Below are 24,379 nucleotides of genomic sequence, written 5' to 3'. Positions count from 1 at the left end.
GCAAATGAAAATACTAGAACTGAGGATCATGCGTGGACCTAACTACTGGTCTATCAAGCATCCTAAAATTATTGTCCTGAAGCTCGATCTGGAAGGGTTACAGGATGTACTAACCAATGAAGTGCCAAATTTCCAGGAGCGATTGGAGAAGCTTTTTCCGGGTATGTATGAGCATCGCTCGTCAAAAGGAACACCCGGCGGCTTTTTCAGACTCGTTCGCGAAGGCACTACCTTTAGCAAGGTAGTGCAGCACATTGCCCTCGAACTTCAGACGCTGGCCGGTATGGACAGTGGTTATGGCAGGCGCTATGCCGGGCCAGCACCGGGTGTAGATTATGTGCTGTTCTCTTACCAGCAGGAGCGGGCCGGAGAATATGCCGCCCACGCCGCGGTACGCATAGCTGAGCTGATGGCCAAAGGCAAGAAACCCAGCATAGTGCAGGACATCGCCAGGCTTCACCAGATTCGCGAGGATGAGTACTTCGGTCCAAGCACAGAGGCCATTGTGTCGGAAGCGGTAAGCAGAGGTATACCTTATATCAACAATCACCGCAGCGGTCTTATCCAACTGGGGTATGGCATACACCAGAAACACATACAGGCGGCCATGACCTGCCGCACTTCTTTTTTCGCTGTAGAGAATGCCGGTAACAAAAACGCCACCAAGCTCATTCTGGAAGATGCCGGCATACCGGTTCCTCAGGGCAGCATTGTGAGTGACGCCGATGAACTTGAAACTGCGGTAAATGAGCTGGGCTATCCGGTGGTCGTAAAACCGCTGGACGGTAACCAGGGAAAAGGTGCTACCGTCAATATCCATACCTGGAAAGAGGCGCAGCGGGCGCTGACAGAAGCGCAACGCTATTCTAAAAAAGTGATGGCAGAGCAGTTCATCACAGGCGACGATTACCGCCTGCTCGTCATCAATGGCAAATTCATTGCGGCCGCCAAACGCACACCGGCCATGGTCACCGGCAATGGCATCTCCACGATACAGCAACTGGTTAAAGAAGTCAACAAGGACCCCCGGCGAGGTATAGGACATGAAAAGGCGCTCACGCACATCAAAATAGACAGGCATACGCGCAGTCTGCTCAAAGAAAAAGGCCTGACACTACAATCGGTGCTGCCAGATGGCGAAGTGCTATACCTGAAAAGCACGGCCAACCTCAGCACCGGCGGTACTGCCACGGATGTAACAGACATCGTGCATCCCTACAATGTGCTCATGGCAGAGCGCATCGCGGGCATTATCGGGCTGGACGTATGCGGTATTGATGTGATGACAACCGACATTGCTATCCCACTAACAGAAACCCGGGGAGCAGTGATCGAAGTGAATGCCGCTCCCGGGCTGCGTATGCACATCTCCCCTACCGACGGTTTGCCGCGCAACGTAGCCGAACCGATCATCAACATGCTATTTCCGCACGGCAACCCGACCCGTATACCTATAGTGGCCATTACGGGTACCAACGGCAAAACCACTACCACCCGCCTCGTAGCGCACATGCTCAAGTTCAAAGGCTACCAGGTAGGGTATACCACCACCGACGGCATCTACATACAGGACAAGAAAATCATTAAGGGTGATACCACTGGTGCCTACAGCAGTGAGTTCGTGCTCAAAGACCCAACGGTGAACTATGCGGTGCTGGAGTGTGCCCGGGGCGGTATGCTGCGCTCGGGCCTGGCCTTCCGGCAGTGCGACATCGGTATTGTGACCAATGTTTCAGCGGATCACCTGGGGCTGGGTGACATCAACACGGTAGAGGAAATGGCTGAAGTAAAGGCGGTGATTCCAAGGACGGTTTGTCAGAACGGTTTTGCGGTACTCAACGCGGACGATGACCTGGTATTTGAAATGGCTACCGGTCTTTCCTGCAAAGTAGCTTTCTTTAGTCTGGACGAATACAACCCACGTATTTTGCAGCACATCAGCAAAGGCGGACTGGCGGCCGTGCTCGAGAACGGGTATATTTCCATCTTCAAAAACACCTACAAGATCAGGGTAGACCGCGTGGCGGACATTCCGCTGACCTTTGGTGGCCGGGCACGTTTCAATATTCAGAATGTGCTGGCTGCTACGTTGGCCGGGTATATCAACCACTTCGAAATAGCCGAGATCAGGACGGCGCTGCGCACTTTTATACCTTCTGCTGAAACCACGCCGGGCCGCATGAACCTGTTTAAACTGCCCCGCTACGAAGTGCTCATCGACTATGCCCACAACATCGCGAGTATGGAGGCCATTGCCGATTTTATAGACAATGTGCACGCCAGTTATAAAATTGGCATCATAGCAGGTATAGGAGACCGCCTCCCAGAAGACACCGTGCAGATTGGGCGGATTGCCGCCGAGACTTTCGACGAGATTATCATCCGGCAGGACAAGGACCTGCGCGGCAAATCCGGACAAGAGATCAACAGCCTGATCAAGCAGGGCATTGTGGCTGTGAAGCCGGACATGAAGCTCATGGAGATAAACCAGGAAACGCGCGCCCTGGCACATGCTATGGAATATGCTCCGGAGGGAGCTTTCATCGCGCTTTTTTCGGAAGACATTCCGGAGTCAGTAAAAATGGTGGAGAGTTTTCGCATTATCGAGCATAGGCGCCAGTCTTCACTGGAAGAAGACACTTATTAAAAATACAAAACCTAACAGCCGTTCCGCAATTCCCGTAGATGCCTTGTGCAGAACGACTGATTTTGCAAAACTTACTCAACAACAGAACAGCGATGAAAAAATTTGCGATAGCCATACACGGTGGCGCAGAATCTATAAAACACAGCGAGCTTGACCAAAAAACCGAAAAACTGTACAGACAGGGGCTGGCAGATGCCCTGAAGGATGGGTATGATGTGCTGGAAAAAGGCGGTAGCGCCCTGGACGCAGTAGAAGCGGCTGTCAACAGCATGGAGCGCAACCCGGTGTTTAATGCCGGGCGTGGCGCCAGCCTGACGCAACGCGGAGAAAACGAATTTGACGCCGCCATTATGGACGGTAATACCCTGCGGGTTGGAGCTGTTGGCGGTGTGCGTTATGTGCAGCATCCTATTACCCTGGCAAAAGTTATCCTGCAAAAGTGCGACCACTGCCTGCTCGTAGGAACGGGTGCCGAAGAATATGCCCTCGCTAACAACCTGCCACTAAAAGGACCGGAGTATTTTGTGACACCGGAAAAAGACGAAGCCTGGCGGGAGAAACAGCATAAGAGATTAGAGGTCAAGAAGACCATGCCCGGTTCCATGAGTGACACTGTGGGCGCTGTCGCCCTGGACATAAACGGAAATCTGGCTGCAGCTACCTCCACCGGTGGCCTGACGGACCAACTCAAGGGCCGTGTGGGCGATACCCCCATTATCGGCGGAGGCACCTTTGCAGCGAACAAAGTATGCGCCGTCAGCTGTACCGGCGAAGGCGAGGCGATTATGCGCGGCGTACTGGCCCACGAGGTATACGCCATGATGAAATACGCTGGCAACTCCCTGCATGCGGCCACTGACAAAGCCATTGAGTTACATGCCGATAAACTGAAGGGAGACCGGGGTATCCTGTCGATGGATGCTGCCGGCAAGGCGGCTTTTGGCTTTAATACCGGCTTCATGAAAAGGGGTTATTGGGCTGCAGATGAAGAACCCTTCGTGGCCCTATGGGAGTCAGAAAAGGGCAAAAAAGCAGTTAAACAGAAAGAAATGGAGAAATAACTATCCTCAAAATTCAGGCTATACCTGCACGGCATTGACTGTATACCTGAGTGTATGGACAATGCCTCTTACTTTCAGGACAGGTATAGCTGACTCGGGCAGCTATAGTTTTTTTGAGAGGGACAGCTGATTCGAATTTATCAATCCGAATTTAATAGAGGGCCCCTACCCCCAACTGTTGCGGGACTCCAGACCCGCGCGAATCGCCTAGTAATACACGGGGTTGTGGACATCAACTATAGAAAGCTTCGTGATTTGGATGTCTAAAAGAGCAGCTAGGTGTGGTCATCCCTAAAACTGTTCCTTCGGACATGGTGGTCGCAGGGAACATCGAAAGCGCATTCATACCACTAAACTCCCGTTTTGCTATACCTGACTGAGTAGATTTCCAAATTACAATATCTTATCTCCCAACCAATTTTACAGCCCCTGAGCAGAAATCTTACTACCTGGTATATATTTTAAGAATATATTTAGCCTCAGGGCTTGACTTTACGTAAACCCGTATTAACTTTGAAACTCAAAGTACTTTACAATGAATCAACAGCAAGACCAGTTACAAGCCCTGCACGAGATCCGCAGCATCATGGATCGCTCCTCCCGCTTTATCTCCCTGAGCGGATTGTCCGGCGTATTTGCAGGCTTGTCGGCACTTGCCGGTGCGGCTTTGGTAAAGTGGTACTTTACGCAGCACAACATCAATTATTACAACGATCTGGCCAGTAAATTCAGTCGTGAGAATATCTTTTTTGTGTTGGCGGTAGCGGTTGGGGTATTGGTGCTGGCCTTTGGTACCGCCACTTATTTTACGGCGCGCAATGCCCGCAAAAAGAACCAACGCACCTGGGACAACCAGTCGAAGCGTTTGCTGGTGAACCTGGCTATACCTTTGGCTGCTGGTGGTGTTTTCTGTACTGTCCTGCTTTACCATGGCATCTTATACCTGGTAGCACCTGCCATGCTGGTTTTTTACGGCCTGGCCCTGCTCAACGGTAGCAAGTATACCTTAGGTGATATTCGCTACCTGGGCATCATACAGATTATTATCGGCTTGATTGCCAGTGTATATGTCAGCTATGGCCTGATGCTCTGGACCGTGGGTTTTGGCATGTTGCACATAGTGTATGGCGCGCTGGTGTACTTTAAATACGAACGCTAGCAGACCGGTGAAAGAGTATCTGGAAAATATAAACAAAGCCTTCGAAAGCAAGGCGCGACTGGGCATTATGTCGGTGCTGCTGGTGGACGACAGGGTGGATTTCAATACCCTGAAAGAAACCTTGCAACTGACCGATGGCAACCTGGCCAGTCACCTGCGGGCGCTGGAAGAAGCCAGGTACCTGCAAGTAGAAAAACAGTTTGTTGGCCGTAAACCCAACACCACCTACCACGCAACGGATGCCGGTCGGGAAGCTTTCAAAAGTCACCTGGATGCTTTGGAACAATTGATTTTAAACAACAGACAGAGCGATTAATTTTTTTTGTCGCTTTACTTTGAAGTTCAAAGTACTTTAATAACTAATAAAAAGAAGTATAAACTATAACACAGCAGTAACATGGTACAGCAAAATGAATATCAAAACCAACCTGCACAGCCCGCTGCAGCAGGTAGACGCGCCCTGACAGGCGCCGCCTTCGGATTAGCCCTCATCGCACTTTTTCTGGCGGGTGTCCAATCTCCAGACCCGGCCTGGGGGAAGTTGTGGATGCTGCGGCCACTCTTCGTTGTTACAATGGCTGGTGCACTTGGCGGCTTTATTAACTACATGCTCCTCCATTATCACCGCAGTCTCGGCCTGCACAAGGGCATCGCAGTGGTGCTGAGTGTGCTGATTTATGTGGTAGGTCTTTGGCTCGGCTCTGTACTAGGTTTGGCCGGTACGCTGTGGGACTAGACCTTTTCACTGCATTTATTCCGATAAAAAACATTACAGGTATAACCCTATGAAAGAGCAAATACTATCGCACCTTGACAACCCCGGGCAGCTGGAGAAGCTGTACCGGTCCAACAAGACAGGATTTAAGCAGGAGTTCAGCGGCATTTACCCGCAGGTACAGGATACAGCGCTGGCTGGCTTCTGGCACGAAAGACTGAACTACGAAGCAGAGGATGTTTTCTGGCGCTTCAACCGGGAATTTTTGTTTGTGGTGATTGCGGCGCTTGTAGCAGGTATACTCGTTAAGCTGCCCGCCATTTTCCCGATCAGCGAAGCGTTTTACTACCCGCGTAACCTCAGCTTTTTTGTGCTGCCGCCCCTGATGGCCTACTTCGCCTGGCGGAACAACCTACCGGCGAACCGAATCGCTTTTATCGGTGGCATCACGGCCGTTTGCCTGGTTTACATCAACTTACTACCCGACAACCAGAGCGACACCCTGGTGCTGGGTTGCATTCATTTGCCTTTATTACTATGGGTCCTGTTGGGGGTTTCATTCACCGGCAACGAACTTCACCTGGCCGACAAGCGCCTCAGCTACCTGCGCTTCAACGGCGACCTGGCAGTAATGTCGGCGCTGCTGGTGATAGCCGGTGGCATGATGACAGGTATAACGATTGGCTTGTTTGCGCTGATCGGGCTCCGGATCGAGGAGTTTTACTTTGAATACATTGTAGCCTTTGGTTTGCCGGCTGTTCCCATCGTCGCGGCCTACCTGACCCAGAACAACCCGCAACTGGTGAACAAAGTGTCGCCGGTGATTGCCAAGATTTTCAGTCCGCTGGTGCTGGTGATGCTGATCATCTACCTGGGGGCCATCATCTATTCTGGCAAGGACCCTTACAACGACCGGGAGTTTCTGCTGTTGTTCAACGTGCTCCTGATCGGGGTGATGGCCCTGATTTTCTTCTCGGTGGCTGAGAGCTCAAACCGGTCAGGCAATGCTTCGGGTGTGTGGGTTTTGCTGCTACTCTCAGTCGTGACGGTGGTCGTGAATGGCATCGCGCTGTCGGCTATTTCCTTCCGGATTTCGGAATGGGGGATTACGCCAAACAGAGTAGCTGTGATGGGCGGAAATGTGCTCATGCTGGTTCACCTTCTCATCGTTACAGTCATGCTCTTTAAAGCAGCCACCCGAAAGGCTGCCATTACCGAGGTCGGGCGTTCCATTGTGCTCTACATTCCGGTGTACTTTATCTGGACCATCTTGGTCGTGTTCCTCTTTCCACTCATTTTCGGGTTCGAATAAGCAGTCCTAAAATTCTCTTCATCATAACACCAAAACACCTTATGGAAAAAACATTGCATATCGGAAGTATCTTCAGCTGGCTGTTTGGCTTCCTCTTTCTGGCGATCGGTTTTATCAATACTTTCTGGGGCAACGATGCCGGCTATGGTCTGTTTATTATCCTGCTATCACTTGCCTACTTCCCTCCTATGGCTGCTGTTCTGAGAGAGTCAACGGCCTATACTATCCCATTGGTTGTCAGAATCTTCATAGGGATTATTATCATCTGGTCGGCGCTGGGTGTGGCCGAACTTTTTGATAAGATCGACCTGATGCTGCTGGACTTTTAACTTTTCAGAATTCAGAAAAACAAAGCATTTTCATCATAAACAAAAACAGATATGGTAACGCAAAACAAAAGATTAATCAGCATTGTGCTCACAGTAGCGTTTCTGCTCCTCATCCCGTTCATCGCCATGCAATTCACCAACGAAGTAGAATGGGATCTGCGTGATTTTGTAATCATGGGCATCCTGTTGCTTAGTACCGGACTTATGGCTGAGTTGGTGATCCGGAAAGTTAGAAATACCGAATCCCGGCTCGTCATCATCGGGCTCATTCTACTGGCCTTCTTCCTCATTTGGGCAGAGTTGGCTGTTGGTATTTTCGGAACCCCATTTGCAGGAAGTTAAACAATAACATTATGAGAGCACATACCTTAAATTATTCCCTACTCGGCTGGTTTTTCGGCCTGGTAGTCGCAGCAGTTGGTGTCCTGAACCTGGTGCTGGTGCACCCCGTTCCCGGTCTCGTATACCTGTTGCTCTCGCTGGTCTATCTACCGCCTGCTAACCTATACCTGAAGCGACACCTGGGCTTCGCTATACCTGTGGTGGTTAAAATCATACTGGCTGTCGTACTGTTCATGTTCACCTTAGGCGTGAGCGACCTGGGCGATATGCTGGACAAAGCACTTATTTGATCACATCTGGTTCTGCAGGAATGGGGCGGTTTACGGCTGATGCTGTGAGTCGCCCCATTTTATAATAGAAATTGCTATGGATGCTTAACACAGGGCCGTATCTTTACGGTAGAAAATTGATTGATCAAAAGACAATTTTAAATGGACAGAATAACAACTGATATATGTATTGTGGGCGCAGGTCCGGTGGGCCTGTTTGCTGTATTTGAGGCGGGTCTGCTCAAGATGCGCTGCCACGTGGTAGATGCCCTGCCAGTAGTAGGCGGACAGCTAGCCGAGATATACCCTAAAAAACCGATCTACGATATACCTGGTTTCCCGTCGATACTGGCCGGTGAGCTGGTAGATAACCTGATGAAGCAGATCGAGCCTTTCCACCCTACTTTCACATTGGGAGAGCGTGTGGAAGAACTCGAAAAGCAGGAAGACGGATCATTCATTGTGCGCACATCCGAGGGCACTGAAATTGCCTGCAAGGTAGTAGCCATTGCTGGCGGACTAGGTTCTTTTGAGCCGCGCAAACCAGCCATCGAAAGCCTCGAAAGCTTTGAAGGAAAAGGCGTGACCTACATGGTGCGCGACCCGGAATTGTTCCGCAGTAAAAAAGTGGTGCTGGCCGGCGGCGGCGACTCTGCCCTGGACTGGGCGATATACCTGGCTGGTGTGGCTGAAGAACTGACGCTCGTTCATCGTGGCTCTACCTTCAGGGGAGCTCCGGAATCTGCTGAAAAAGTGCTGACCCTGGCTGAAGAAGGGCAGATAAAATTGCTGCTGAAGTCGAACGTGACGCAAGTGCAGGGTAATGGCAAACTGGACGGCGTGACCGTACTCATCGACAACCAGACCGAGCATCAGATCGAGACCGACTATTTTATTCCGCTTTTCGGACTGGTGCCGAAGCTTGGTCCGCTCGAGAACTGGGGACTGGAACTGGAAAAAGGCGCCATTGTGGTGAACACCGTAGACTACTCTACCAATATACCGGGCGTATACGCCATCGGCGACATCAACACTTATCCGGGCAAGCTTAAGCTTATTCTGTGCGGCTTCCACGAATCGGCATTGATGGCTCAGAGTGCTTACAATGTTATTTATCCGGACAAGAAGTTTGTGCTCAAGTACACCACTGTAAACGGCATACAGGAGCTAAGCTAATGGAGGAACTGATTAACATACACGTGGAGCTGCCCGACGGTAGCCGCGTGACGCTGGAGGCACCTACTGACATGGGCCTTTCGGTGATGGAAGTGATGAAAGCGAACGAGCTGGACGTACCCGCCATTTGCGGTGGTATGGCCATTTGCGCCACCTGCCACGTGGAGGTACTGCAAAGCGGTGAATTACCCGAGCCTGGTGACGACGAGGCCTATATGCTCGAAACGTTGCCACACGTCACCCCAACAAGTCGGCTCTCGTGCCAGTTGCGCATAAAATCCGACTTCGACGGGATGGTGGTACGCCTGATGCCGGAAGCCTAGATGCTATACCCTATACCTGAGTAATTGAAAAGCCATACCTGTAAAGGGTATGGCTTTTTTGTTGGGCTATACCTGAGCAGGTGGTCTTATACCTTGATTTTCTTAATTTAGTCCGGCCTTCCGGACATACGTTGAGCGGACCGGTAACAAGGCTAAGGTCACACCGCACACACTCTGGTACTTTTTTGCCACACATCTTTTGGAGCAGGCAACAACCTGAGGTATATCCGGACACTGCTCGGGCACAGAAGCAGCAAGACTGAAGAGCATGACACTCGTGTGTCGGACAAATCGGGAGCCCACTAGATAATCAATAGCAAATCCCTATATTAGCTAGATAAAAGTAACGGAGGCTCATTATATTCTGCCCTGATTCAAAGGCAAACACTACTCTAAACATAGCGCAGATAGCAGGAGTAGGTACTCCTGTTATACACTTGTCAGGCCTAATTTTAAACAAGAGAAATGAAGAAGATATCTAACTTTCCTCAACTAATAATTACTCTCTCTTTTCACTTATCTGTTTGGTTAATTGAGCGCTTCAGTAATATTGAAAAATATCAGAAGAAAGTAGATAAGCTTCATGAGTTAGAAAAAGGGATGCTAGGAAAGGATATTGCCGAGTGCTTATCCAAAAATAAATTAAGGCTTGTCCCTGGTTATGAATCTCACGATCTTAAACACGTGCTTCTGGACTACAAAATGAGTCCGGTTGACGAAATAAGAATGCAGGCTTTTATGATAGGCAATGGTAATATCTCAATCCCAAGTCTTGCTATCTTCTAATACGGATTCTTACTACTTCCTCATAAATGGCAAACATTCTATAAAGACTTCAAAACTGGATTTGCTTCTCAACCGATAAAGAACTGGCAAATCGACCAGTATGCGAGATTCAACACGGAAGATTTAAGAAAAAAAGTAGTGGGAACAAGAAATGTAGAACAGATTATACAAATGAAAATGAAGAAATTAGCTTTGATTGGCTCTTGTATCTCAATGGCTCTAGGAGCATTAGGAATGCTTTATTGCTTGCCATTTTTGTTTTCTCCACTTCTTGAAGATATAGTCGGGGCAGGTTTCCCATTTGTAGGAGGTGCAATATTATTTGCAGCGGGATTAATTAGCTGCTCTATAAATAATAAAAAATTGCGCCCAGCCCAGCCTATAAGTTATGCTTAGTCTCTACCTCGTAAACCTTATTAGGCAAAGCCGTCAGCATGTATTGGAATCATGAATAGACAACAAGAAATAGAAGAACTGTTTTCAATGTTTCACGACTTAGAAATAAAGAGTGTGAGCAAAGACAGGGAAGCTTTGACTTTGGAGTTTGTGATTCCTTGGGGACAGGTATGGAACCCTGCCGTATTGGAATACCAAATAAAAGTTGAGTTGTCAGGGTGTAGTAATCTACAGTGTGAGTACTTTCTGTTCAAAGATGATGAAGCCAGCAAATTGAAGCCTCTTGCACTTCGAGAAACTGAGAAAAGAACAACAAACGCCCCTCAGACAATGGGGAAGTTGGGGCTTGAAGTTCAAAGCTATACCTATTCCCGACCAGTTACTTATGTGCTTCATTGCAATAGTTCTAAAGAAATTGCTGGTGGTGAATTGACTTTAACAGCAACAGATTACCAAATCTTTGATTGCAATGATGAATCTCTAACACTTGACCAGTTGAAGCAATGGGCTACTGAATGCTGGGGCCGGATTCAGGAAATGTGGGACGGGCAAAAAAATAAAAACAACACAAACTCCAACCCAGTTCAGCCTTAACCTTGCTACGCTTCGGGCTTCTGCTACATTAGTAACGTTGGGCGTTAGTTCCTCTAAATTTTACCAATGAGCTAAAATCATCAAAATGAAGAAATACAAATCCGCAATTCTGACGATTCTCCTAATTACCTTATTCAGCTGTTCAGAAATGAGTGGAGAGTTTAAATACATGAATCAACTTAAAAAATCTATCGCTGAAAAATATAAAACAGCGGAAGTTGAAATAAACATCAAAAACAATAATGAATTGACTGTATCACTAATTGACCCAAAATTTGATGACTTAAGTCCAGCTAAAAAAGAGCAAATTGCAAGGGAAATTGGAAAGCTAGCGCAGGAACTTAGAGAAGATGAAAGAACAATAAAATCAGGTGTGGTGAACTTCCGGGATGACGAAGATTATGGTGTTGCGAAAACCAGCAGCACAGAAACTTACCAGATGTACAAATAGATAAGCCTAGGCTTAACCATAAATAAAATTAAAAGCCGTTATAAAGTATAAAACAACTCACCTCTATACCTAACCTCACTACCCTATGCACCCCATCCTTCGCAACATCCTGGCCATTATGGCAGGCATCGTAGTCGGCAGTATTGTTAACATGGCTCTGATCTCCGTGAGTGGCACTATTATACCACCTCCAAACGGGGCTGACGTAACCACCTCTGAAGGGCTGCAGGCGACTATGCATTTGTTTGAGCCGAAGCACTTTCTGTTTCCTTTTCTGGCCCACGCGCTCGGTACGCTGGCAGGTGCTTTTCTGGCTGCCACAATTGCCGCAACACATAAGTTTAAGTTTGCCATGGCCATCGGGGTATTCTTCCTGGCCGGAGGTATAGCCAGCGTGTTCATGCTTCCCTCCCCTGTCTGGTTTACGGTGCTGGATCTGACGGTAGCTTATCTCCCGATGGCTTTTGCAGCACACCTGCTTTCCCGACGGTTTACTTTTGCCTGATCGCTCAATTGGCTGATGCTATACCTGGCCGGGGCTTCAGAAATTTCGTAAGTTGCACCTATGAATCACAGATTACCAGAGATCAGGACCGTGAATGTTGTCCGCTACCTCACGCCTTTGCGTGAAGGAGGCTCCTTGCCCGCTATTGTGGAGGCCGATGACGAGTTCCTGTATGTGCTCAAGTTCCGGGGAGCCGGACAAGGTATAAAAGTACTAATTGCCGAACTGATCGTGGGGGAAATCGCCCGGGCACTGGGCTTCCAGATTCCCGAGATCGTGTTCATGCACCTCGACGAAGCCTTTGGCCGCACCGAGCCCGACGAAGAAATACAAGACCTGCTGCGTGCCAGCGAAGGCCTTAACCTCGGCTCACACTACCTGCAAGGCGCCATTACCTTCGACCCTGTAGTGACGACCATCGACGCCGACCTGGCTTCACGCATTGTGTGGCTCGACTCTCTGGTGACCAACGTGGACCGCACGGCCCGCAACACCAACATGCTCATGTGGAAGAAAGAACTGTGGCTGATCGACCATGGCGCGTCCCTCTTTTTTCATCACTCCTGGGACAATTGGGAAGAGCAGGCCAATCGCCCGTTTGCCATGATCAAGGACCATGTGCTCCTGCCGCAGGCCAGCGAACTGGAAGCAGCTGACAAGGCCGGCCGTGAAACACTCACCCCTGCCCGCCTGCAGGAGATCCTGGTCCTTATTCCTGATGAGTGGCTGACTGGTGTAGAGTCGCCGTTTGAGACAGCCGAGGAACATCGTCAGGCCTATGCCCGCTTCTTCGAGATTAGATTAGCCCATTCTGATAAATTTGTGAACGCCGCCCAGCATGCAAGAAAGACACTTATTTGAGTACGCCGTGATTCGGGTGGTACCACGGGTGGAGCGGGAAGAGTTTCTGAATGTGGGCGTTATCCTGCTTTGCAGTTCCCGTGGCTTTTTGCAGATCCGCTATACCTTAAACGAAGCGCGCCTGCAAGCTGTTTTCGGTAAGCTTGACATGGAAGAGTTGCGGGCGCGCCTGCAGGCTTTTGAGAAGGTATGCGCCGGCCGACGCGAAGGCGGCCCGATTGGTCAGTTGGGCACGGCCTCGCGTTTCCGCTGGCTTACGGCTAACCGCAGCACCATCTTGCAGACCTCGCCTGTGCATCCCGGCCTATGCCTCGATCCTGCCCAAACCCTGGATAAACTGCACCGTGATCTAGTGGTATAGGCGATTTAGCTGCAACTCAATTTGCCCCGCTTTTTGTTATACCCGCATAGAACACACGCCCCTTATGAACATCTCCCGCATCATCACCATCGTCCTGACTATCGGTGCCATCGTGTTTGTGGTCCTGATCCTCTCCGATCCTTATTTTTTCGCTAATACCAAAAAAATGCGGAAGAATGCGGAAGCGAAGCTGGAGGAAGGTATAATGGGCAACCCAAACGCGTTTAAGGAAGCCAGCTATTTCTTCAATTCCCTGATCGATCAAGGTCACGGAGACCACCAGACCCACGACCTCCTTTACTGGAGCTACCGTTACGACAAGAACTTCACACAAGCCGAAGAAGCCCTGAATGAGGCACTGGAAGTTTATCCCGATGATCTGGGTTTTCTGTATCACCGCGCCGAAATGCGTCTGGAGTTAGGCAAGTATGAAGAGGCGCTGCATGATTACAACGCTGTTATTCCTGCTGCCAATGACAAAAGCTTTTATTACGATGCGCTTTACGGGCGTGGCGCCGCCAGGTACAAGCTTGGTCTGAAAGAAGAAGCGGAAGAGGATAGATTGAAAGCGCAGGCGCTGACGCAGGATACCTTGCAGACGTATGCGGTTTATTTTAAGAAGTAAGATTGTTGTATAGTTTTGCCTCGCAGCGGGATGGTTTGTAGGTATAGCTACTGCTATTTGCAGGTATAGCGGATTGTATTGCTTTGTAGCTTCGCCTGTGTGGCGGGCCTTACTTTTTTCCTTGATGGGGGTAGGGGCCCTCGATAAAGAAAAAAGTAAGAAAAAAGTAAGCAAAAAGATCAAGACCCTCCAAATCAAGGGCCCCTACCCCCACTCGCTGAACGCTCTTGACAGGGGACCCCTTCACCCCCAACAGTGGAGTGTCATTTAGGTGCACCTGGCTAATGCTGTCTGTTTCATAGCTTAGGGGGACAAGTTACTCTTACGATACCTGCCTAGGGCGCGTGAATCCTTGCTGAAACTACAATGCTATACCTAAAAAATCAGCAATGGCAGAAACTCCCCCTTCGAAGGGTACAGGGAGATGTTAATTGTGCACACGAAACCGCTGCTATAACGCCTATACCTGAGAAATAGCAGCGGCATGCACTTTATCCTGTTTTTAGGGGAAGGTTGGGATGGGGTAAAATTTACCTCCTTGGGATAGAGGCCTCTTTTAAAAAAGCAGAAGATGACAGTAGTACATGAAAACCCTTAACCCCTACTAACCCTGTCCCCTTCTCAGATATTTCTTAATGCAATGCAAGGCGCCGGATTTTTCAGCGAAGGGATGAAAATCTTGTAATTGAATCACTTTAAAACCGAGCTGCTCCCATACCTCTTTATTGGCTTCGTCTGTTTTTTGGAGGTACTCCCAGTTGCCATGGCCGTAAGTGGGCAGCCAGACAGTTTTATCGGTTGCGCTTTTGATCTCTACTACCGCGTTGTTGGAAGTGGCATAATACCAGTCGCGGCGTTTTTCTTCCGGGTTATCGACGTAAGTGAGGGGCAGCGGATTCCTGATTACTTCAAAGCCTTGTCGCTCCAATAGGGCAGCCACATCGTCAAACACGTGGGGCATCCCGTAATAGGACAAGTTCTCTCCCAGCAATTCGGAGGCCATCCGGGTGTCCCCTACCAGTACCTGGTATTTACCCGCCCTGTTTCGTCCGGCCAGGGTAATAAACATGTCGATGTGAAAAAGAGGCTGCACGGTACCTTCGACGTTTTTGGTATGAAAAGTTTCGGTCCAGGTTTCGCCATCCATTTCAAATTCCTGTTCTTTTTCATGGGGCACATACAGCAGGCTGCCTACTGTCAGAAATTTACGATCGTGGTCCAGATAGCGGCTAAAGAGCCTGGCCAGTTCCTCCGTAGCCAGCGTTTGGTCCTCCGGAAGCAGCACCCCTTTCAGGTCGAGCATGGAGTCCACGATGTAGTCGGCTCCCATCAGAAAGAAATCGTCACCCACCAGTAAATTGCCTCCCTCAAAGTATAAGGGTGTCTTAACACGATTTAAACCCAGTGATTTGCTCAGGAAATATCCTGTATAGTCGTCGGCAGCACGACGATGTGAGTGCGGCTGCACCAGGGTATAACGGCCGTTGGCTTTGTGCTGTACTATTTCATAATCATCTTCAGCCCATATCAGTAATTTGATGTGTTCTGGTACTTCATGAAATTGACAACGCTGCAGCAGGCCATGGTCTTTAAACCAGGATTCCAACTGTTGACGCGTATTGCCATCGTCTGGCACCAGTAGATGAAACTCGGTATAGGTGGGCAGTTTCAGAAACATGTCGCTGTATACCTTCCAGAGCGGGTTGTCTACGTGCCGCAGCACATAAGCCGGAATCGTAAAAACCATGGCCTCGAGTGTTCCCTCAGCGCTGGGCACCAGGCTGGGCTTATCGGGCAACTGGCTGTACTGCTGCAACAGGGTCATGGCGATGGCGCGACGGCGCATACCTGGCTCGGGCAGATCCTGACGCGACTCATTGGCAAGCTCTTCTATGAGACGGTAGTGTCGGGTACGGATGGGGCGCGTGTTCTGGTGCATAAGTTTAATGTTGCTGGCTGCTGTGTTTACTTGTAGATGTTACCAGCCCCCGCTGCCCGGCCCAAAGCCAGAGCAGGATCAGAATCAACTCGCCTACCGCATCGAGCAGGTATACGTTCCGAATCACATCGTTTAGACTATAGTATACATCCACAAAACCCAGCCCGGCTGCACTGCCTATACCCAGCCACCTGATCTCGGGCGTTATGCGTTTTTTTATACCTGCCGCCAATAGTACCAGCCCGATCACCGAGATCAATACCCCGACCGTTCGCACCAGCCAAAGATCATCCTTTGGACCCGTTACCCAAATAAAGCTGGGCATGTGCACGAGCGGCCAGATACCGGTAACTGCCCAGTAAACGCCCTGTATTTTTGATATAAGCGAAAGTCTGTTCAAGCACTTACAATTGTTTACTGATTACTGCTAACTACTTAAATATGTAATTGATCGTAAGTGGGCAAGGTATACGTATCACCTCCTGCCAGCAGGTGCACTTTAATATCTCTCACCGAAAAGGGCTCACCTGTTTTGATCTCGTAAATATTGGTTTCTGTGATGCCCAGTCCATCCACGATCGTTACCAGGCCGGAGCCGAGTACTTTTACTTCGGAGCCTTTGGTTACGCAAATAGCGGTGTCTTCTTCCAGCCCGATACCAATACAGCCTGGGTTGGTGGCGATGCACTGCGACACCCGGATAATGCGTCCGCGCTGGATAAAGTGAGTATCAATGGCTACGTTTTTAAGAAACTCGAGTCCGGTGGTGATGCGCACATCTCCTTTGATGTAGCCTCCCTGCGTTTCGCCCTCGTAAATCATGGGCGTGGACATGGCGGCGGCTCCTGCGCTGGTGCCGGCTATGATAAAATCCTCATCGTAGGTATAGCGCTCCTTCATGAGCTGCAGCACCGGCGACCCGCCCAGTATAGAGGTGAGGCGAAGCTGATCGCCCCCCGTGAACATGATGCCAGCCGCCCGCTCCACCATGTCCAAAAATTCAGTTTTTCGCGCATCCAGGCGACTACGGATGTCCAATACCTCTACATTCTTTACACCCAGTTTGTGGAACTCTTTGATGTAATCTTTTGAGATTTCTTCGGGATCGGTAGAGGCTGTTGGCACCACAACCACCAAAGGATCATTGCCTTTGAGCGTGCCCACAAAGTACTTCATGATCTCCTCGCTTTCGAAGTCTGCATTTCTGCTCTGTTCTTCTGACAGCTCCTTGTCGCCTTTGTCCTCACGGCCCCCTATGGCCAGCAGGCAGCCTTTAGGTATAGGAGCCTCTTTGTGATGCTCATGCCGGTTAGAAACTTTTTTCTTTGCCATGCTATTTATTTTATTTTAAACTGTCTCATCAAGGTCTCTTGTAACTCACCACACGGGCCAGCAGCGTATCGGCACTAGCCGGATCATCCTTAAAATTCACCCAGCCCTCCCGCTTCGATTCTTTTGGCGAAAAAGCAATACTAAGCCCGGCTTTCTCTACTTCCTTTCCTCCACTTTCGGTGGAGAGCTCCACCTGCACCTCTTCTGCGGTTTCACCGCCCTTGTTGTGCACCACCACCCGGTAGCGGTATGGTGCACTGGCGGAAGGGTCGTGAAAATAGGCTACGGTCAGGTCTGGTGTGGATGATTTGTGGGTATAGGCCATATAACTCAGGTATACCAGAATGGCCAGCACCAGCAGCAGACTGATACCAAACACCATCCACTCCAGGGCATTTTTATCATCGTCATCTCCTGCTCTGTTCGACTGTTGCTTTTTATGTGTATCGTTTTGTTCTTTCATTTATCCGGTTACTTAATAAGCAGTCGGCCAGCCGAGGCACCCAGACTAGCCAGTACGCCCAGTACAATGCATTGGGCAAAGGCCATCTCAAAACTCACCCCCTCGAAACGCCCGAAGAACCAGAGTAGAAACGCCGAGGCTGCCAGTGCTGTGATATAACTCAGACAGGTGTCGAGGGTAATGGCGAAGGCCAGGTTACCTTGCTTGTTATGCCCTGTGCCTTTAAAATCGCTGAAGTATACCACCACCATGCTCATAGCAAGCGAGAGAACGGCCATTAACAAAATGTGCACAGGGCTGGCCCCAACTGCCAGCACAACTACTTCCTCGGTAGGGGCAACGTTGCCTCCCACAATGATGCTACCACAAAGCGCAAGCACCACCAGGCTGACTTTGCTGCGCAACCCGGTACGCCAGCCTGCTTCCTTTGCTTCTGTCTGCACTTCATTCTCTTCTTCCGGCTCATCCTCTGCAGCTCCCAACTGCGCCGTTCCAATGGATACACCGATCGATACGGCCATGGCCTCAATAATGATTTTTCCCATGATCTCATCAATTGACATCTCTCCGAACTGAATGCGGTTGAGCACAATAAGTACTACAAAGGCCAGCACAATGCCGAGGCCCATCTCCTCCACCGAGTCGATGAAGACGCTTCGCCACGAGACCCCTGGCCGCATACCTGCGTAGCGGTTATACCCTAGTAACAGCAGATAAGTGACGATGACCATCATCAGCAACTGAACGGGAGAAGCGATAAAACCCGCCCACCATACCTCCATGGTATAAAGCAAAGGAAAACTAAACAGAAGCCCACCCGCTATACCTCGTGCATACTCTTGCAGCGATTTCCGGACAGGTCTTATCTTTTTGTTGTTGGCCATACCTGCTGCATTTTAACGGGGCAACCGAAAGGCCAGACCTGTGGTAAAAAAGTAATGTGGTGCCGCTTTGTTCAGCCTCCTCCCAGCCGCTACATCAAACTGCAGATTTGGCAACACCAGGTATAATATTCCTACATCAGCCTGATGTTCTGCAGTTTCACTTTTTTCTTTACTCCCGAAGACCTCCAGGTATAGCATCAGTTTATCGATAAATTGCCGGGTAAGATTAGCACCATAAGATCGCACAGGTTCGCCATCAGTCCAGCCGTAGCCCAGCGTATAGGTAAGTTCCAGTTTCTCGGAGAGTGCATTGCTGAAACCCAGCCCAAGCTGCGGCTCAGGGTTATCGGGCTTAAACACTTCGCTTGCAAGGGGCAGCGTCAGCATGGCGCTAAGGGCAGCCTCCGGGCGCCAGCCTTTTTCTTCCCAAATCCGCACCTTGGTCCCGACGCTCAGCGGCCCCCAACCTTTAATATGGCGCTCTGTTCCGTTTTCGATAACGGAATCTTTTACGGCACCCTGCACGCGCAGCTCGACACCTTCCAGTAAGCCAATGCGCAGGAGTGCTGTGGGGTAAGCATACGTTCTGATATTAGCGTTAAGCTTCTGGTAGTTGTAACCCGCCTCCAGCTGAACATAGCCCCGGGATATAATACCGGGCCCCTGTGAATTGTCGGGTCTGTCTGCGCTTAGTTCTTCCTGCGCCTGTGCCGGTAACAAAAGTGCACAGAACAGAAAAACAAGCAGTACCGGCACTAGTGCTTTCTTTATTTTCATAGCATTGAGCGTGTACGTGCATTCGTTGCGCTTTATACGCTGAAGTGTGCTGTGGGTAGGCTATCGTCTGCACAAATACCGTTTTGCACGTAGCAAGGCCGTTTTATACGGCAAAGCGCCAACAGAAGACTGTAAAACGCTGGCAAGCCAGCCACCAGGTATAACTTCGCAAATGATCTGGCCTTCGGGATGATGAGTTGAAACAAAAAGAAAGTAAGAGAGGGGAGGGAAAAAAGGGAGCCGGTTCCAACCGCCTGCCTAATAAAAAAACAGATACCGGCTCCCTTATAAACATGTGCGAACCGCTAAACGCACCCCAGATAGCGGTAAGCCCATGATCAATTTAAAAACAACGTTCGTTTCGGCAGCAGACTCACCAGGAGTAAAAACTAATGGTTCAACCAACCTAAAACCAAAGCTTCAAACTGCCTTTCGTGTTTTGTATTCTTATACGCCAGCATTTCGGGGAGGTGAGTCAGAACGTTACGAATTGGTTATTTAAAAGCCAATTTCAGTATTACCAACCTAAGCGATAGGTGTTTTTACGCAGGCAGTAAAAAAAGCTATAGACGGGGCTGGGAGCGCTCACTTTCAACCACTACTGACTCTTTTAGAGAATACACGCAAATGCCCCTCCAAATGAGCTGCAACGTAGGGAGAATACAGTAAAAAGGAATGTGCTACAGTTTGGCTTCTCGAGCATGAACCTGAACTTTGGGATCTCATACCACCTCGGAAAATAGAGATTCTCCATACCTGTAAACGAGCAACGGCCTCACCCTTTCTAGAGTGAGGCCGTTGCCTTATACCTATACCTGTAGTTTATACCTTACCAGCCACTGGCCAGCACATCAGCAATGTGCATGGTTTTAATGGGCTTTTTGTTTTTCTGGATGTAGCCATTCAGGTGCATCAGACAACTGCTGTCGGTGGAGATGATGTAGTCGGCGCCGGTTGCCAGCGCGTTTTCCACTTTCTGCTCGGCCATCGCTACTGAAATGGCTTCGAACTTCACGGCGAAGGTACCACCAAAACCGCAGCAGGTTTCGGTGTCCTCCATCTCGATCATTTCCAGTCCGTGCACCCCTTGCAGCAGCGCACGCGGTCCTTCCTTGATGTGGCATTCACGCAGGGCGCTGCAGGAGTCGTGGTAAGTGGCTTTGCCGTCGAGGCGAGCGCCAGGCACCTGCGTCACTTTCAGCACATCAGTCAGGAACTCGGTCAGCTCAAACACCTTCTTCTGCATGGCGCGGTACTTCACCAGTTTAGATGACTTCACGAAGATGTCCTGGTAGGCATTACGCACCATTCCAACGCAGCTTGCTGAGGGCGCCACAATGTAATGAGAGGTTTCGCTTGAGAAATCGTCGAGAAACTTGTTGGCTACTTCGCGGGCTTCGTCAAAAAAACCAGCATTGAAAGCTGGCTGTCCGCAGCAGGTCTGGTTTGGGTTATAGTTAACTTCGCAGCCCAGGCCCTCGAGTACTTTAACCATACTCATACCTGTTTCAGGGTGCAGCTGATCCACGAAGCAGGGAATGAATATATCTACAATTGTTCTTCTTGCCATAATCAGGAGAAAACAGAGCCTGAAGCTGCCAGTGCAGCAGCAAAAGCCTCTTTGTCGAGCTTCAAATTTAAGCCATTATTTTCGAAGTAGCTGATCAAATTTTCAGTCGCCATGTTGCCCACCAGTTCATCTTTGGCCATCGGGCAACCACCATACCCACGCATGGCTCCGTCAAACCGTCGACAGCCTGCCCCGTAAGCAGCTTCCACTTTCTCGTGCCAGCTGGTCGGTGTAGTATGCAGGTGCGCTCCAAATTCAATGTGCGGGAAAGAAGGCACCAGTTCGCTGAACAGGTAGGTGATATTCTCCGGATTGGAAATACCAATGGTATCAGAAAGGGAAATGATTTTTACGCCCAGTTTATCCAGTTCCTCCACAAAACGAATGACTGTGGCGGCATCCCAGGGGTCGTTGTACGGATTGCCGAAACCCATGGAAATGTATGTAACGAGCATTTTGTCCTGGCGCTGGCAAATGTTCTGTATCTGGGCCAGCTGGGTCATGGCCTCGGCGATGCTTTTGTTGGTATTGCGCTGCTGAAACGTCTCTGACACCGAAAGCGGAAAGCCCAGGTAATCGATCGCTTTGTGTGTTGCCGCTTCTTCTGCACCCCGCACATTGGCAATAATGGCCAGCAGTTTGGAGCGTGTGCTGCTCAGGTCTAACCCGGCCAGCACGTCGGTGGTATCGGCCAGTTGCGGGATGGCTTTGGGCGACACAAAACTACCGAAATCTATCGTGTCGAAGCCCACCTGCAGCAGCTGGTTGATGTAGTCAATTTTGGTCTGCGTAGGTATAAAATCATGCAAGCCCTGCATGGCATCGCGGGGGCACTCTATTATTTTGATGGTATCGTCCGTCATAGAGAAGCGAATTTGGTCGTTCTGCCAAAGATACAAATAAGCGTAAGTCTGCGCGGGGAAATACCGGGAGAATTTATACCTGACAAGCTTAGCAAGATTGATGGCATAACACCTAAGCAGCCGCCCGACACACAACCAAGAATAGCCTGGCCTTGTTTATAATTTATTTGTATATCTGGCTGAGGATAAAAGCATAACAATTTTATTTATGATCTTATTCTCCTATATTATGCTTGCGAAATACACATAATATTAAAACCTGCTCGATGACCAGCATAAAGAAAAGTACAGTGCTCATAACAGGAGGCGCTTCGGGCATTGGCAAGCTGATGGGCAGCAAATGCCTGCAGCGCGATGCCAGCCGTGTACTGGTATGGGACATTAACCCTGCTGGCTTGCAACAGACTTACCAGGAGTTCACTGAAGCTGGTTACGAAGTTCATACCTGGCAGGTTAACGTTGGCGACGCAGCGCAGGTACAGCAGGCGGCTGAAGACGTACTAAACTGCTTCGGTGCACCAGAAACCCTGATCAATAATGCTGGCATTGTGGTAGGCAAACCTTTTGTGGAACACAGCATGACCGAAATTGAGCGGACGCTGCAGGTAAATGTGCTGGATGCCATGCTGGTGACACAGGCTTTTCTGCCGGCTATGGTAGCGCGTGGACAGGGTCATATCGTGAACATCGTTTCGGCGGCGAGCCTGCTGCCCAATCCGCGCATGAGTGTGTATGCGGGGAGCAAATGGGCAGTGCTCGGCTGGTCTGAAAGTCTGCGACTGGAACTGGAACAAATAGGGCCAAACCTGAAAGTAACTACCGTTATGCCCAGCTACATCGACACCGGTATGTTTGCCGGCGTAAAGGCGCCGCTGCTCACCCCGATCTTGCAGCCCGACACGATCACGGAAGCCATTCTGAATGCCATTAAGCGCAACAAGATCCTGCTTCGCAAACCTTTTATCGTGAATTTACTCCCCTTGCTTCATGGCATTTTACCTACCCGTGTCTTCGATACGGTAACTGGCCGCTGGTTTGGGGTCTATACCTCTATGAATGACTTTACCGGCCGGCCGGCTGTCGGACAAAAGCCGGCTTACGCAACTAAACCCTAACCCTTCACCCGCTATGAACACAACAAACACTTATGTAACCAGGGTCAGCCCCACGCCGGAAGCAGACCCGCAGGCCGTGCTGGACCTGCTGCAACAACAACGCGCCTATTTTGCCGGTGGCCATACCTTGAACATTAACTTTCGGAAAGAGCAACTCCGACGACTGCTGGAGGCCGTGCGCAGCCGCGAACAGGAATTGATCGATGCCATGTATACAGACTTCCGGAAACCAGCTTTTGAGTCCTTCACCACTGAGATTGGCTTCGTTGAAAAAGAATTGCAGCTGGTAATCAAAAATATTACGCGCTGGGCCAAACCAAAATCTGTAGGTGAAACACTGCTCAACTTCCCTGCCCGCAGCTACATTTACTCCCAGCCCTACGGCGTGGCCCTCATCATTGGCCCCTGGAACTACCCGCTGCAATTGGCTTTAAACCCACTGATCGGTGCCCTGGCGGCTGGTAATTGCGCTATCATCAAGCCATCAGAACTTACCCCTGCCACCTCAGCGGTCATTGCACGACTTGTTGGGGATACATTTGATCCTCGCCTGGTTGCCGTGGTGGAAGGTGGCGTTCTTACTACGCAGCATTTGTTGGCACAGCGCTTCGACTACATCTTTTTTACAGGCAGCACCCAGGTAGGGCGCGTCGTGATGAAAGCTGCTGCCGACCACCTAACCCCTGTTACGCTGGAGTTGGGTGGTAAAAGCCCGGTGATCGTAGCTGAAGATGCTGACCTGGGGCTGGCAGCACGCCGCATTGTCTGGGGCAAGTTTATGAACGCCGGCCAGACCTGCGTAGCTCCGGACTACCTGCTGGTGCAGGAACAGGTAAAAGACGAACTGATCGAGCGGTTACGCATTGCAATCCAGGAGTTTTATGGGGATTCGCCACGACACAGCCCGGACTTTGCCCGCATCATCAACGACCGGCACTACCAACGCCTGCGCAGCTACCTGCAGGATGGCGTGGTGCGCATAGGCGGACAGCACGATGCGGATAGCCGCTTTATTGCACCAACTGTGCTGGACCGGGTAAACTGGCAGCACAGCGTCATGCAGGACGAAATATTCGGGCCTATACTGCCTGTGCTCACCTATACTCATCTGGATGAAGCCATCCGGGATGTAAACTCCAGAGAAAGGCCGCTCGCGCTTTACTTTTTCTCATCTGACAAAATGCAGCAGCAGCAGGTACTGGAGCAGGCACACTTTGGAGGCGGCTGCATCAACGACACCATTTCGCATCTCATCAACCCGAAACTGCCTTTTGGCGGAGTAGGCGAAAGTGGTGTGGGCAGCTACCACGGGAAAGCCAGTTTTGAGCTGTTCTCGAACCAGAGAAGTGTCGTGCACCGCGGCACCTGGCTCGACCTTCCGCTGCGCTACCCGCCTTATGGCAACCGCTTGGCTTTTATCAGAAAAGTATTCAAGTGGCTATAAGGTATAGCTATACCTGAGGCAGGCATGTAGCCGGTCCATAGTACTTCACGTATGAAAATAAATGAGGGCTTTACCGTATA

General features: G+C 50.1%; 29 protein-coding genes. 21 read left to right on the top strand and 8 right to left on the bottom strand.

From position 1 onward, the window contains the following. Positions 1-4 precede the first annotated feature (4 nt). From cphA to K3G39_RS03345, 19 genes are all read left to right on the top strand, one after another. Positions 5-2,647, top strand: a complete 2,643-nt coding sequence (cphA, locus tag K3G39_RS03435; RefSeq protein WP_220624774.1) for a cyanophycin synthetase — start codon at positions 5-7, stop codon at positions 2,645-2,647. A gap of 92 nt (positions 2,648-2,739) precedes the next feature. Further along, entirely contained in the window at positions 2,740-3,708 is a 969-nt protein-coding gene (locus K3G39_RS03430) for an isoaspartyl peptidase/L-asparaginase family protein (RefSeq protein ID WP_220624773.1), read from the top strand. 535 nt (positions 3,709-4,243) lie between these two features. Continuing rightward, positions 4,244-4,867: a hypothetical protein gene (locus K3G39_RS03425; protein ID WP_220624772.1), complete on the top strand. Its 624-nt coding sequence runs from the start codon at positions 4,244-4,246 to the stop codon at positions 4,865-4,867. Positions 4,868-4,874: 7 nt separating this feature from the next. Continuing rightward, positions 4,875-5,183, top strand: coding sequence for a transcriptional regulator (locus K3G39_RS03420; RefSeq protein ID WP_220624771.1), 309 nt, complete (start codon positions 4,875-4,877; stop codon positions 5,181-5,183). 81 nt (positions 5,184-5,264) lie between these two features. Further along, positions 5,265-5,603, top strand: a complete 339-nt coding sequence (locus K3G39_RS03415; protein ID WP_220624770.1) for a potassium transporter KefB — start codon at positions 5,265-5,267, stop codon at positions 5,601-5,603. Between the two features lie 49 nt (positions 5,604-5,652). Further along, positions 5,653-6,894: a hypothetical protein gene (locus K3G39_RS03410; RefSeq protein ID WP_220624769.1), complete on the top strand. Its 1,242-nt coding sequence runs from the start codon at positions 5,653-5,655 to the stop codon at positions 6,892-6,894. A gap of 41 nt (positions 6,895-6,935) precedes the next feature. Beyond that, a complete protein-coding gene (locus tag K3G39_RS03405; RefSeq protein WP_220624768.1) occupies positions 6,936-7,223 on the top strand; it encodes a hypothetical protein in 288 nt (95 codons plus the stop codon). 51 nt (positions 7,224-7,274) lie between these two features. Beyond that, positions 7,275-7,565, top strand: a complete 291-nt coding sequence (locus K3G39_RS03400) for a hypothetical protein (RefSeq protein ID WP_220624767.1) — start codon at positions 7,275-7,277, stop codon at positions 7,563-7,565. A gap of 11 nt (positions 7,566-7,576) precedes the next feature. After that, positions 7,577-7,855 carry a hypothetical protein gene (locus K3G39_RS03395; protein ID WP_220624766.1) on the top strand — a complete coding sequence of 93 codons (279 nt, stop codon included), beginning with the start codon at positions 7,577-7,579 and terminating at the stop codon, positions 7,853-7,855. Between the two features lie 141 nt (positions 7,856-7,996). Beyond that, positions 7,997-9,010: an NAD(P)/FAD-dependent oxidoreductase gene (locus tag K3G39_RS03390; RefSeq protein WP_220624765.1), complete on the top strand. Its 1,014-nt coding sequence runs from the start codon at positions 7,997-7,999 to the stop codon at positions 9,008-9,010. Further along, a complete protein-coding gene (locus K3G39_RS03385) occupies positions 9,010-9,333 on the top strand; it encodes a 2Fe-2S iron-sulfur cluster-binding protein (RefSeq protein WP_220624764.1) in 324 nt (107 codons plus the stop codon). Before K3G39_RS03390 ends, K3G39_RS03385 begins: the two co-directional genes overlap by 1 nt. A gap of 465 nt (positions 9,334-9,798) precedes the next feature. Then, positions 9,799-10,119 (top strand): hypothetical protein, encoded by a 321-nt coding sequence (locus K3G39_RS03380; RefSeq protein WP_220624763.1) that lies wholly within the window; start codon positions 9,799-9,801, stop codon positions 10,117-10,119. 171 nt (positions 10,120-10,290) lie between these two features. After that, on the top strand, positions 10,291-10,515 hold the full coding sequence (locus K3G39_RS03375; RefSeq protein WP_220624762.1) for a hypothetical protein: 225 nt from the start codon (positions 10,291-10,293) through the stop codon (positions 10,513-10,515). A 51-nt stretch (positions 10,516-10,566) separates the two neighbouring features. After that, positions 10,567-11,109: a hypothetical protein gene (locus K3G39_RS03370; protein ID WP_220624761.1), complete on the top strand. Its 543-nt coding sequence runs from the start codon at positions 10,567-10,569 to the stop codon at positions 11,107-11,109. An 85-nt stretch (positions 11,110-11,194) separates the two neighbouring features. After that, positions 11,195-11,560 carry a hypothetical protein gene (locus tag K3G39_RS03365; RefSeq protein WP_220624760.1) on the top strand — a complete coding sequence of 122 codons (366 nt, stop codon included), beginning with the start codon at positions 11,195-11,197 and terminating at the stop codon, positions 11,558-11,560. An 85-nt stretch (positions 11,561-11,645) separates the two neighbouring features. Beyond that, complete coding sequence (locus K3G39_RS03360) at positions 11,646-12,065, top strand: hypothetical protein (RefSeq protein ID WP_220624759.1); 420 nt, start codon at positions 11,646-11,648, stop codon at positions 12,063-12,065. Positions 12,066-12,125: 60 nt separating this feature from the next. After that, positions 12,126-12,926, top strand: coding sequence for a HipA family kinase (locus K3G39_RS03355; protein ID WP_220624758.1), 801 nt, complete (start codon positions 12,126-12,128; stop codon positions 12,924-12,926). Continuing rightward, a complete protein-coding gene (locus K3G39_RS03350) occupies positions 12,904-13,287 on the top strand; it encodes a DUF3037 domain-containing protein (protein WP_220624757.1) in 384 nt (127 codons plus the stop codon). Before K3G39_RS03355 ends, K3G39_RS03350 begins: the two co-directional genes overlap by 23 nt. A 64-nt stretch (positions 13,288-13,351) precedes the next feature. Then, positions 13,352-13,912: a tetratricopeptide repeat protein gene (locus K3G39_RS03345; RefSeq protein WP_220624756.1), complete on the top strand. Its 561-nt coding sequence runs from the start codon at positions 13,352-13,354 to the stop codon at positions 13,910-13,912. 604 nt (positions 13,913-14,516) lie between these two features. Here the strand turns inward: K3G39_RS03345 and K3G39_RS03340 are convergent. The 8 genes from K3G39_RS03340 to K3G39_RS03305 form a co-directional block, all read right to left on the bottom strand. Continuing rightward, positions 14,517-15,851, bottom strand: a complete 1,335-nt coding sequence (locus K3G39_RS03340) for a hypothetical protein (RefSeq protein WP_220624755.1) — start codon at positions 15,849-15,851, stop codon at positions 14,517-14,519. A gap of 4 nt (positions 15,852-15,855) precedes the next feature. Then, positions 15,856-16,251, bottom strand: coding sequence for a hypothetical protein (locus K3G39_RS03335; RefSeq protein ID WP_220624754.1), 396 nt, complete (start codon positions 16,249-16,251; stop codon positions 15,856-15,858). A gap of 35 nt (positions 16,252-16,286) precedes the next feature. Continuing rightward, on the bottom strand, positions 16,287-17,183 hold the full coding sequence (locus K3G39_RS03330; RefSeq protein ID WP_220624753.1) for a cyanophycinase: 897 nt from the start codon (positions 17,181-17,183) through the stop codon (positions 16,287-16,289). Between the two features lie 28 nt (positions 17,184-17,211). Beyond that, positions 17,212-17,646: a hypothetical protein gene (locus K3G39_RS03325; RefSeq protein WP_220624752.1), complete on the bottom strand. Its 435-nt coding sequence runs from the start codon at positions 17,644-17,646 to the stop codon at positions 17,212-17,214. Positions 17,647-17,654: 8 nt separating this feature from the next. Further along, the gene (locus K3G39_RS03320; RefSeq protein ID WP_220624751.1) at positions 17,655-18,530 is read right to left on the bottom strand and encodes a TIGR02587 family membrane protein; all 876 of its coding nucleotides are present in this window, start codon (positions 18,528-18,530) and stop codon (positions 17,655-17,657) included. 12 nt (positions 18,531-18,542) lie between these two features. After that, positions 18,543-19,307 (bottom strand): transporter, encoded by a 765-nt coding sequence (locus K3G39_RS03315; RefSeq protein ID WP_220624750.1) that lies wholly within the window; start codon positions 19,305-19,307, stop codon positions 18,543-18,545. An 829-nt stretch (positions 19,308-20,136) separates the two neighbouring features. After that, positions 20,137-20,877 (bottom strand): (Fe-S)-binding protein, encoded by a 741-nt coding sequence (locus K3G39_RS03310; protein WP_220624749.1) that lies wholly within the window; start codon positions 20,875-20,877, stop codon positions 20,137-20,139. 2 nt (positions 20,878-20,879) lie between these two features. Then, a complete protein-coding gene (locus K3G39_RS03305; protein WP_220624748.1) occupies positions 20,880-21,740 on the bottom strand; it encodes a hydroxymethylglutaryl-CoA lyase in 861 nt (286 codons plus the stop codon). A 266-nt stretch (positions 21,741-22,006) separates the two neighbouring features. On the opposite strand from K3G39_RS03305, the gene K3G39_RS03300 reads away from it, so the two are divergent. Both K3G39_RS03300 and K3G39_RS03295 read left to right on the top strand, forming a co-directional pair. After that, complete coding sequence (locus K3G39_RS03300) at positions 22,007-22,855, top strand: SDR family oxidoreductase (RefSeq protein WP_220624747.1); 849 nt, start codon at positions 22,007-22,009, stop codon at positions 22,853-22,855. Positions 22,856-22,868: 13 nt separating this feature from the next. Continuing rightward, on the top strand, positions 22,869-24,299 hold the full coding sequence (locus K3G39_RS03295) for an aldehyde dehydrogenase (RefSeq protein ID WP_220624746.1): 1,431 nt from the start codon (positions 22,869-22,871) through the stop codon (positions 24,297-24,299). The last annotated feature ends 80 nt before the right edge of the window (positions 24,300-24,379 follow it).

The organism is Pontibacter sp. HSC-14F20, assembly GCF_019599265.1.
Taxonomy (GTDB): Bacteria; Bacteroidota; Bacteroidia; order Cytophagales; family Hymenobacteraceae; genus Pontibacter.
This window is presented reverse-complemented; position numbering and strand designations above follow the sequence as displayed.

Excerpts from the sequence above, each read along its gene's own strand:
- cphA (WP_220624774.1), top strand. The coding sequence starts at position 5 with ATGAAAATACTAGAACTGAGGATCATGCGTGGACCTAACTACTGGTCT.
- K3G39_RS03430 (WP_220624773.1), top strand. The coding sequence starts at position 2,740 with ATGAAAAAATTTGCGATAGCCATACACGGTGGCGCAGAATCTATAAAA.
- K3G39_RS03425 (WP_220624772.1), top strand. The coding sequence starts at position 4,244 with ATGAATCAACAGCAAGACCAGTTACAAGCCCTGCACGAGATCCGCAGC.
- K3G39_RS03415 (WP_220624770.1), top strand. The coding sequence starts at position 5,265 with ATGGTACAGCAAAATGAATATCAAAACCAACCTGCACAGCCCGCTGCA.
- K3G39_RS03410 (WP_220624769.1), top strand. The coding sequence starts at position 5,653 with ATGAAAGAGCAAATACTATCGCACCTTGACAACCCCGGGCAGCTGGAG.
- K3G39_RS03405 (WP_220624768.1), top strand. The coding sequence starts at position 6,936 with ATGGAAAAAACATTGCATATCGGAAGTATCTTCAGCTGGCTGTTTGGC.
- K3G39_RS03400 (WP_220624767.1), top strand. The coding sequence starts at position 7,275 with ATGGTAACGCAAAACAAAAGATTAATCAGCATTGTGCTCACAGTAGCG.
- K3G39_RS03395 (WP_220624766.1), top strand. The coding sequence starts at position 7,577 with ATGAGAGCACATACCTTAAATTATTCCCTACTCGGCTGGTTTTTCGGC.
- K3G39_RS03390 (WP_220624765.1), top strand. The coding sequence starts at position 7,997 with ATGGACAGAATAACAACTGATATATGTATTGTGGGCGCAGGTCCGGTG.
- K3G39_RS03385 (WP_220624764.1), top strand. The coding sequence starts at position 9,010 with ATGGAGGAACTGATTAACATACACGTGGAGCTGCCCGACGGTAGCCGC.
- K3G39_RS03380 (WP_220624763.1), top strand. The coding sequence starts at position 9,799 with ATGAAGAAGATATCTAACTTTCCTCAACTAATAATTACTCTCTCTTTT.
- K3G39_RS03375 (WP_220624762.1), top strand. The coding sequence starts at position 10,291 with ATGAAAATGAAGAAATTAGCTTTGATTGGCTCTTGTATCTCAATGGCT.
- K3G39_RS03370 (WP_220624761.1), top strand. The coding sequence starts at position 10,567 with ATGAATAGACAACAAGAAATAGAAGAACTGTTTTCAATGTTTCACGAC.
- K3G39_RS03365 (WP_220624760.1), top strand. The coding sequence starts at position 11,195 with ATGAAGAAATACAAATCCGCAATTCTGACGATTCTCCTAATTACCTTA.
- K3G39_RS03360 (WP_220624759.1), top strand. The coding sequence starts at position 11,646 with ATGCACCCCATCCTTCGCAACATCCTGGCCATTATGGCAGGCATCGTA.
- K3G39_RS03355 (WP_220624758.1), top strand. The coding sequence starts at position 12,126 with ATGAATCACAGATTACCAGAGATCAGGACCGTGAATGTTGTCCGCTAC.
- K3G39_RS03350 (WP_220624757.1), top strand. The coding sequence starts at position 12,904 with ATGCAAGAAAGACACTTATTTGAGTACGCCGTGATTCGGGTGGTACCA.
- K3G39_RS03345 (WP_220624756.1), top strand. The coding sequence starts at position 13,352 with ATGAACATCTCCCGCATCATCACCATCGTCCTGACTATCGGTGCCATC.
- K3G39_RS03340 (WP_220624755.1), bottom strand. The coding sequence starts at position 15,851 with ATGCACCAGAACACGCGCCCCATCCGTACCCGACACTACCGTCTCATA.
- K3G39_RS03330 (WP_220624753.1), bottom strand. The coding sequence starts at position 17,183 with ATGGCAAAGAAAAAAGTTTCTAACCGGCATGAGCATCACAAAGAGGCT.
- K3G39_RS03325 (WP_220624752.1), bottom strand. The coding sequence starts at position 17,646 with ATGAAAGAACAAAACGATACACATAAAAAGCAACAGTCGAACAGAGCA.
- K3G39_RS03320 (WP_220624751.1), bottom strand. The coding sequence starts at position 18,530 with ATGGCCAACAACAAAAAGATAAGACCTGTCCGGAAATCGCTGCAAGAG.
- K3G39_RS03315 (WP_220624750.1), bottom strand. The coding sequence starts at position 19,307 with ATGAAAATAAAGAAAGCACTAGTGCCGGTACTGCTTGTTTTTCTGTTC.
- K3G39_RS03310 (WP_220624749.1), bottom strand. The coding sequence starts at position 20,877 with ATGGCAAGAAGAACAATTGTAGATATATTCATTCCCTGCTTCGTGGAT.
- K3G39_RS03305 (WP_220624748.1), bottom strand. The coding sequence starts at position 21,740 with ATGACGGACGATACCATCAAAATAATAGAGTGCCCCCGCGATGCCATG.
- K3G39_RS03300 (WP_220624747.1), top strand. The coding sequence starts at position 22,007 with ATGACCAGCATAAAGAAAAGTACAGTGCTCATAACAGGAGGCGCTTCG.
- K3G39_RS03295 (WP_220624746.1), top strand. The coding sequence starts at position 22,869 with ATGAACACAACAAACACTTATGTAACCAGGGTCAGCCCCACGCCGGAA.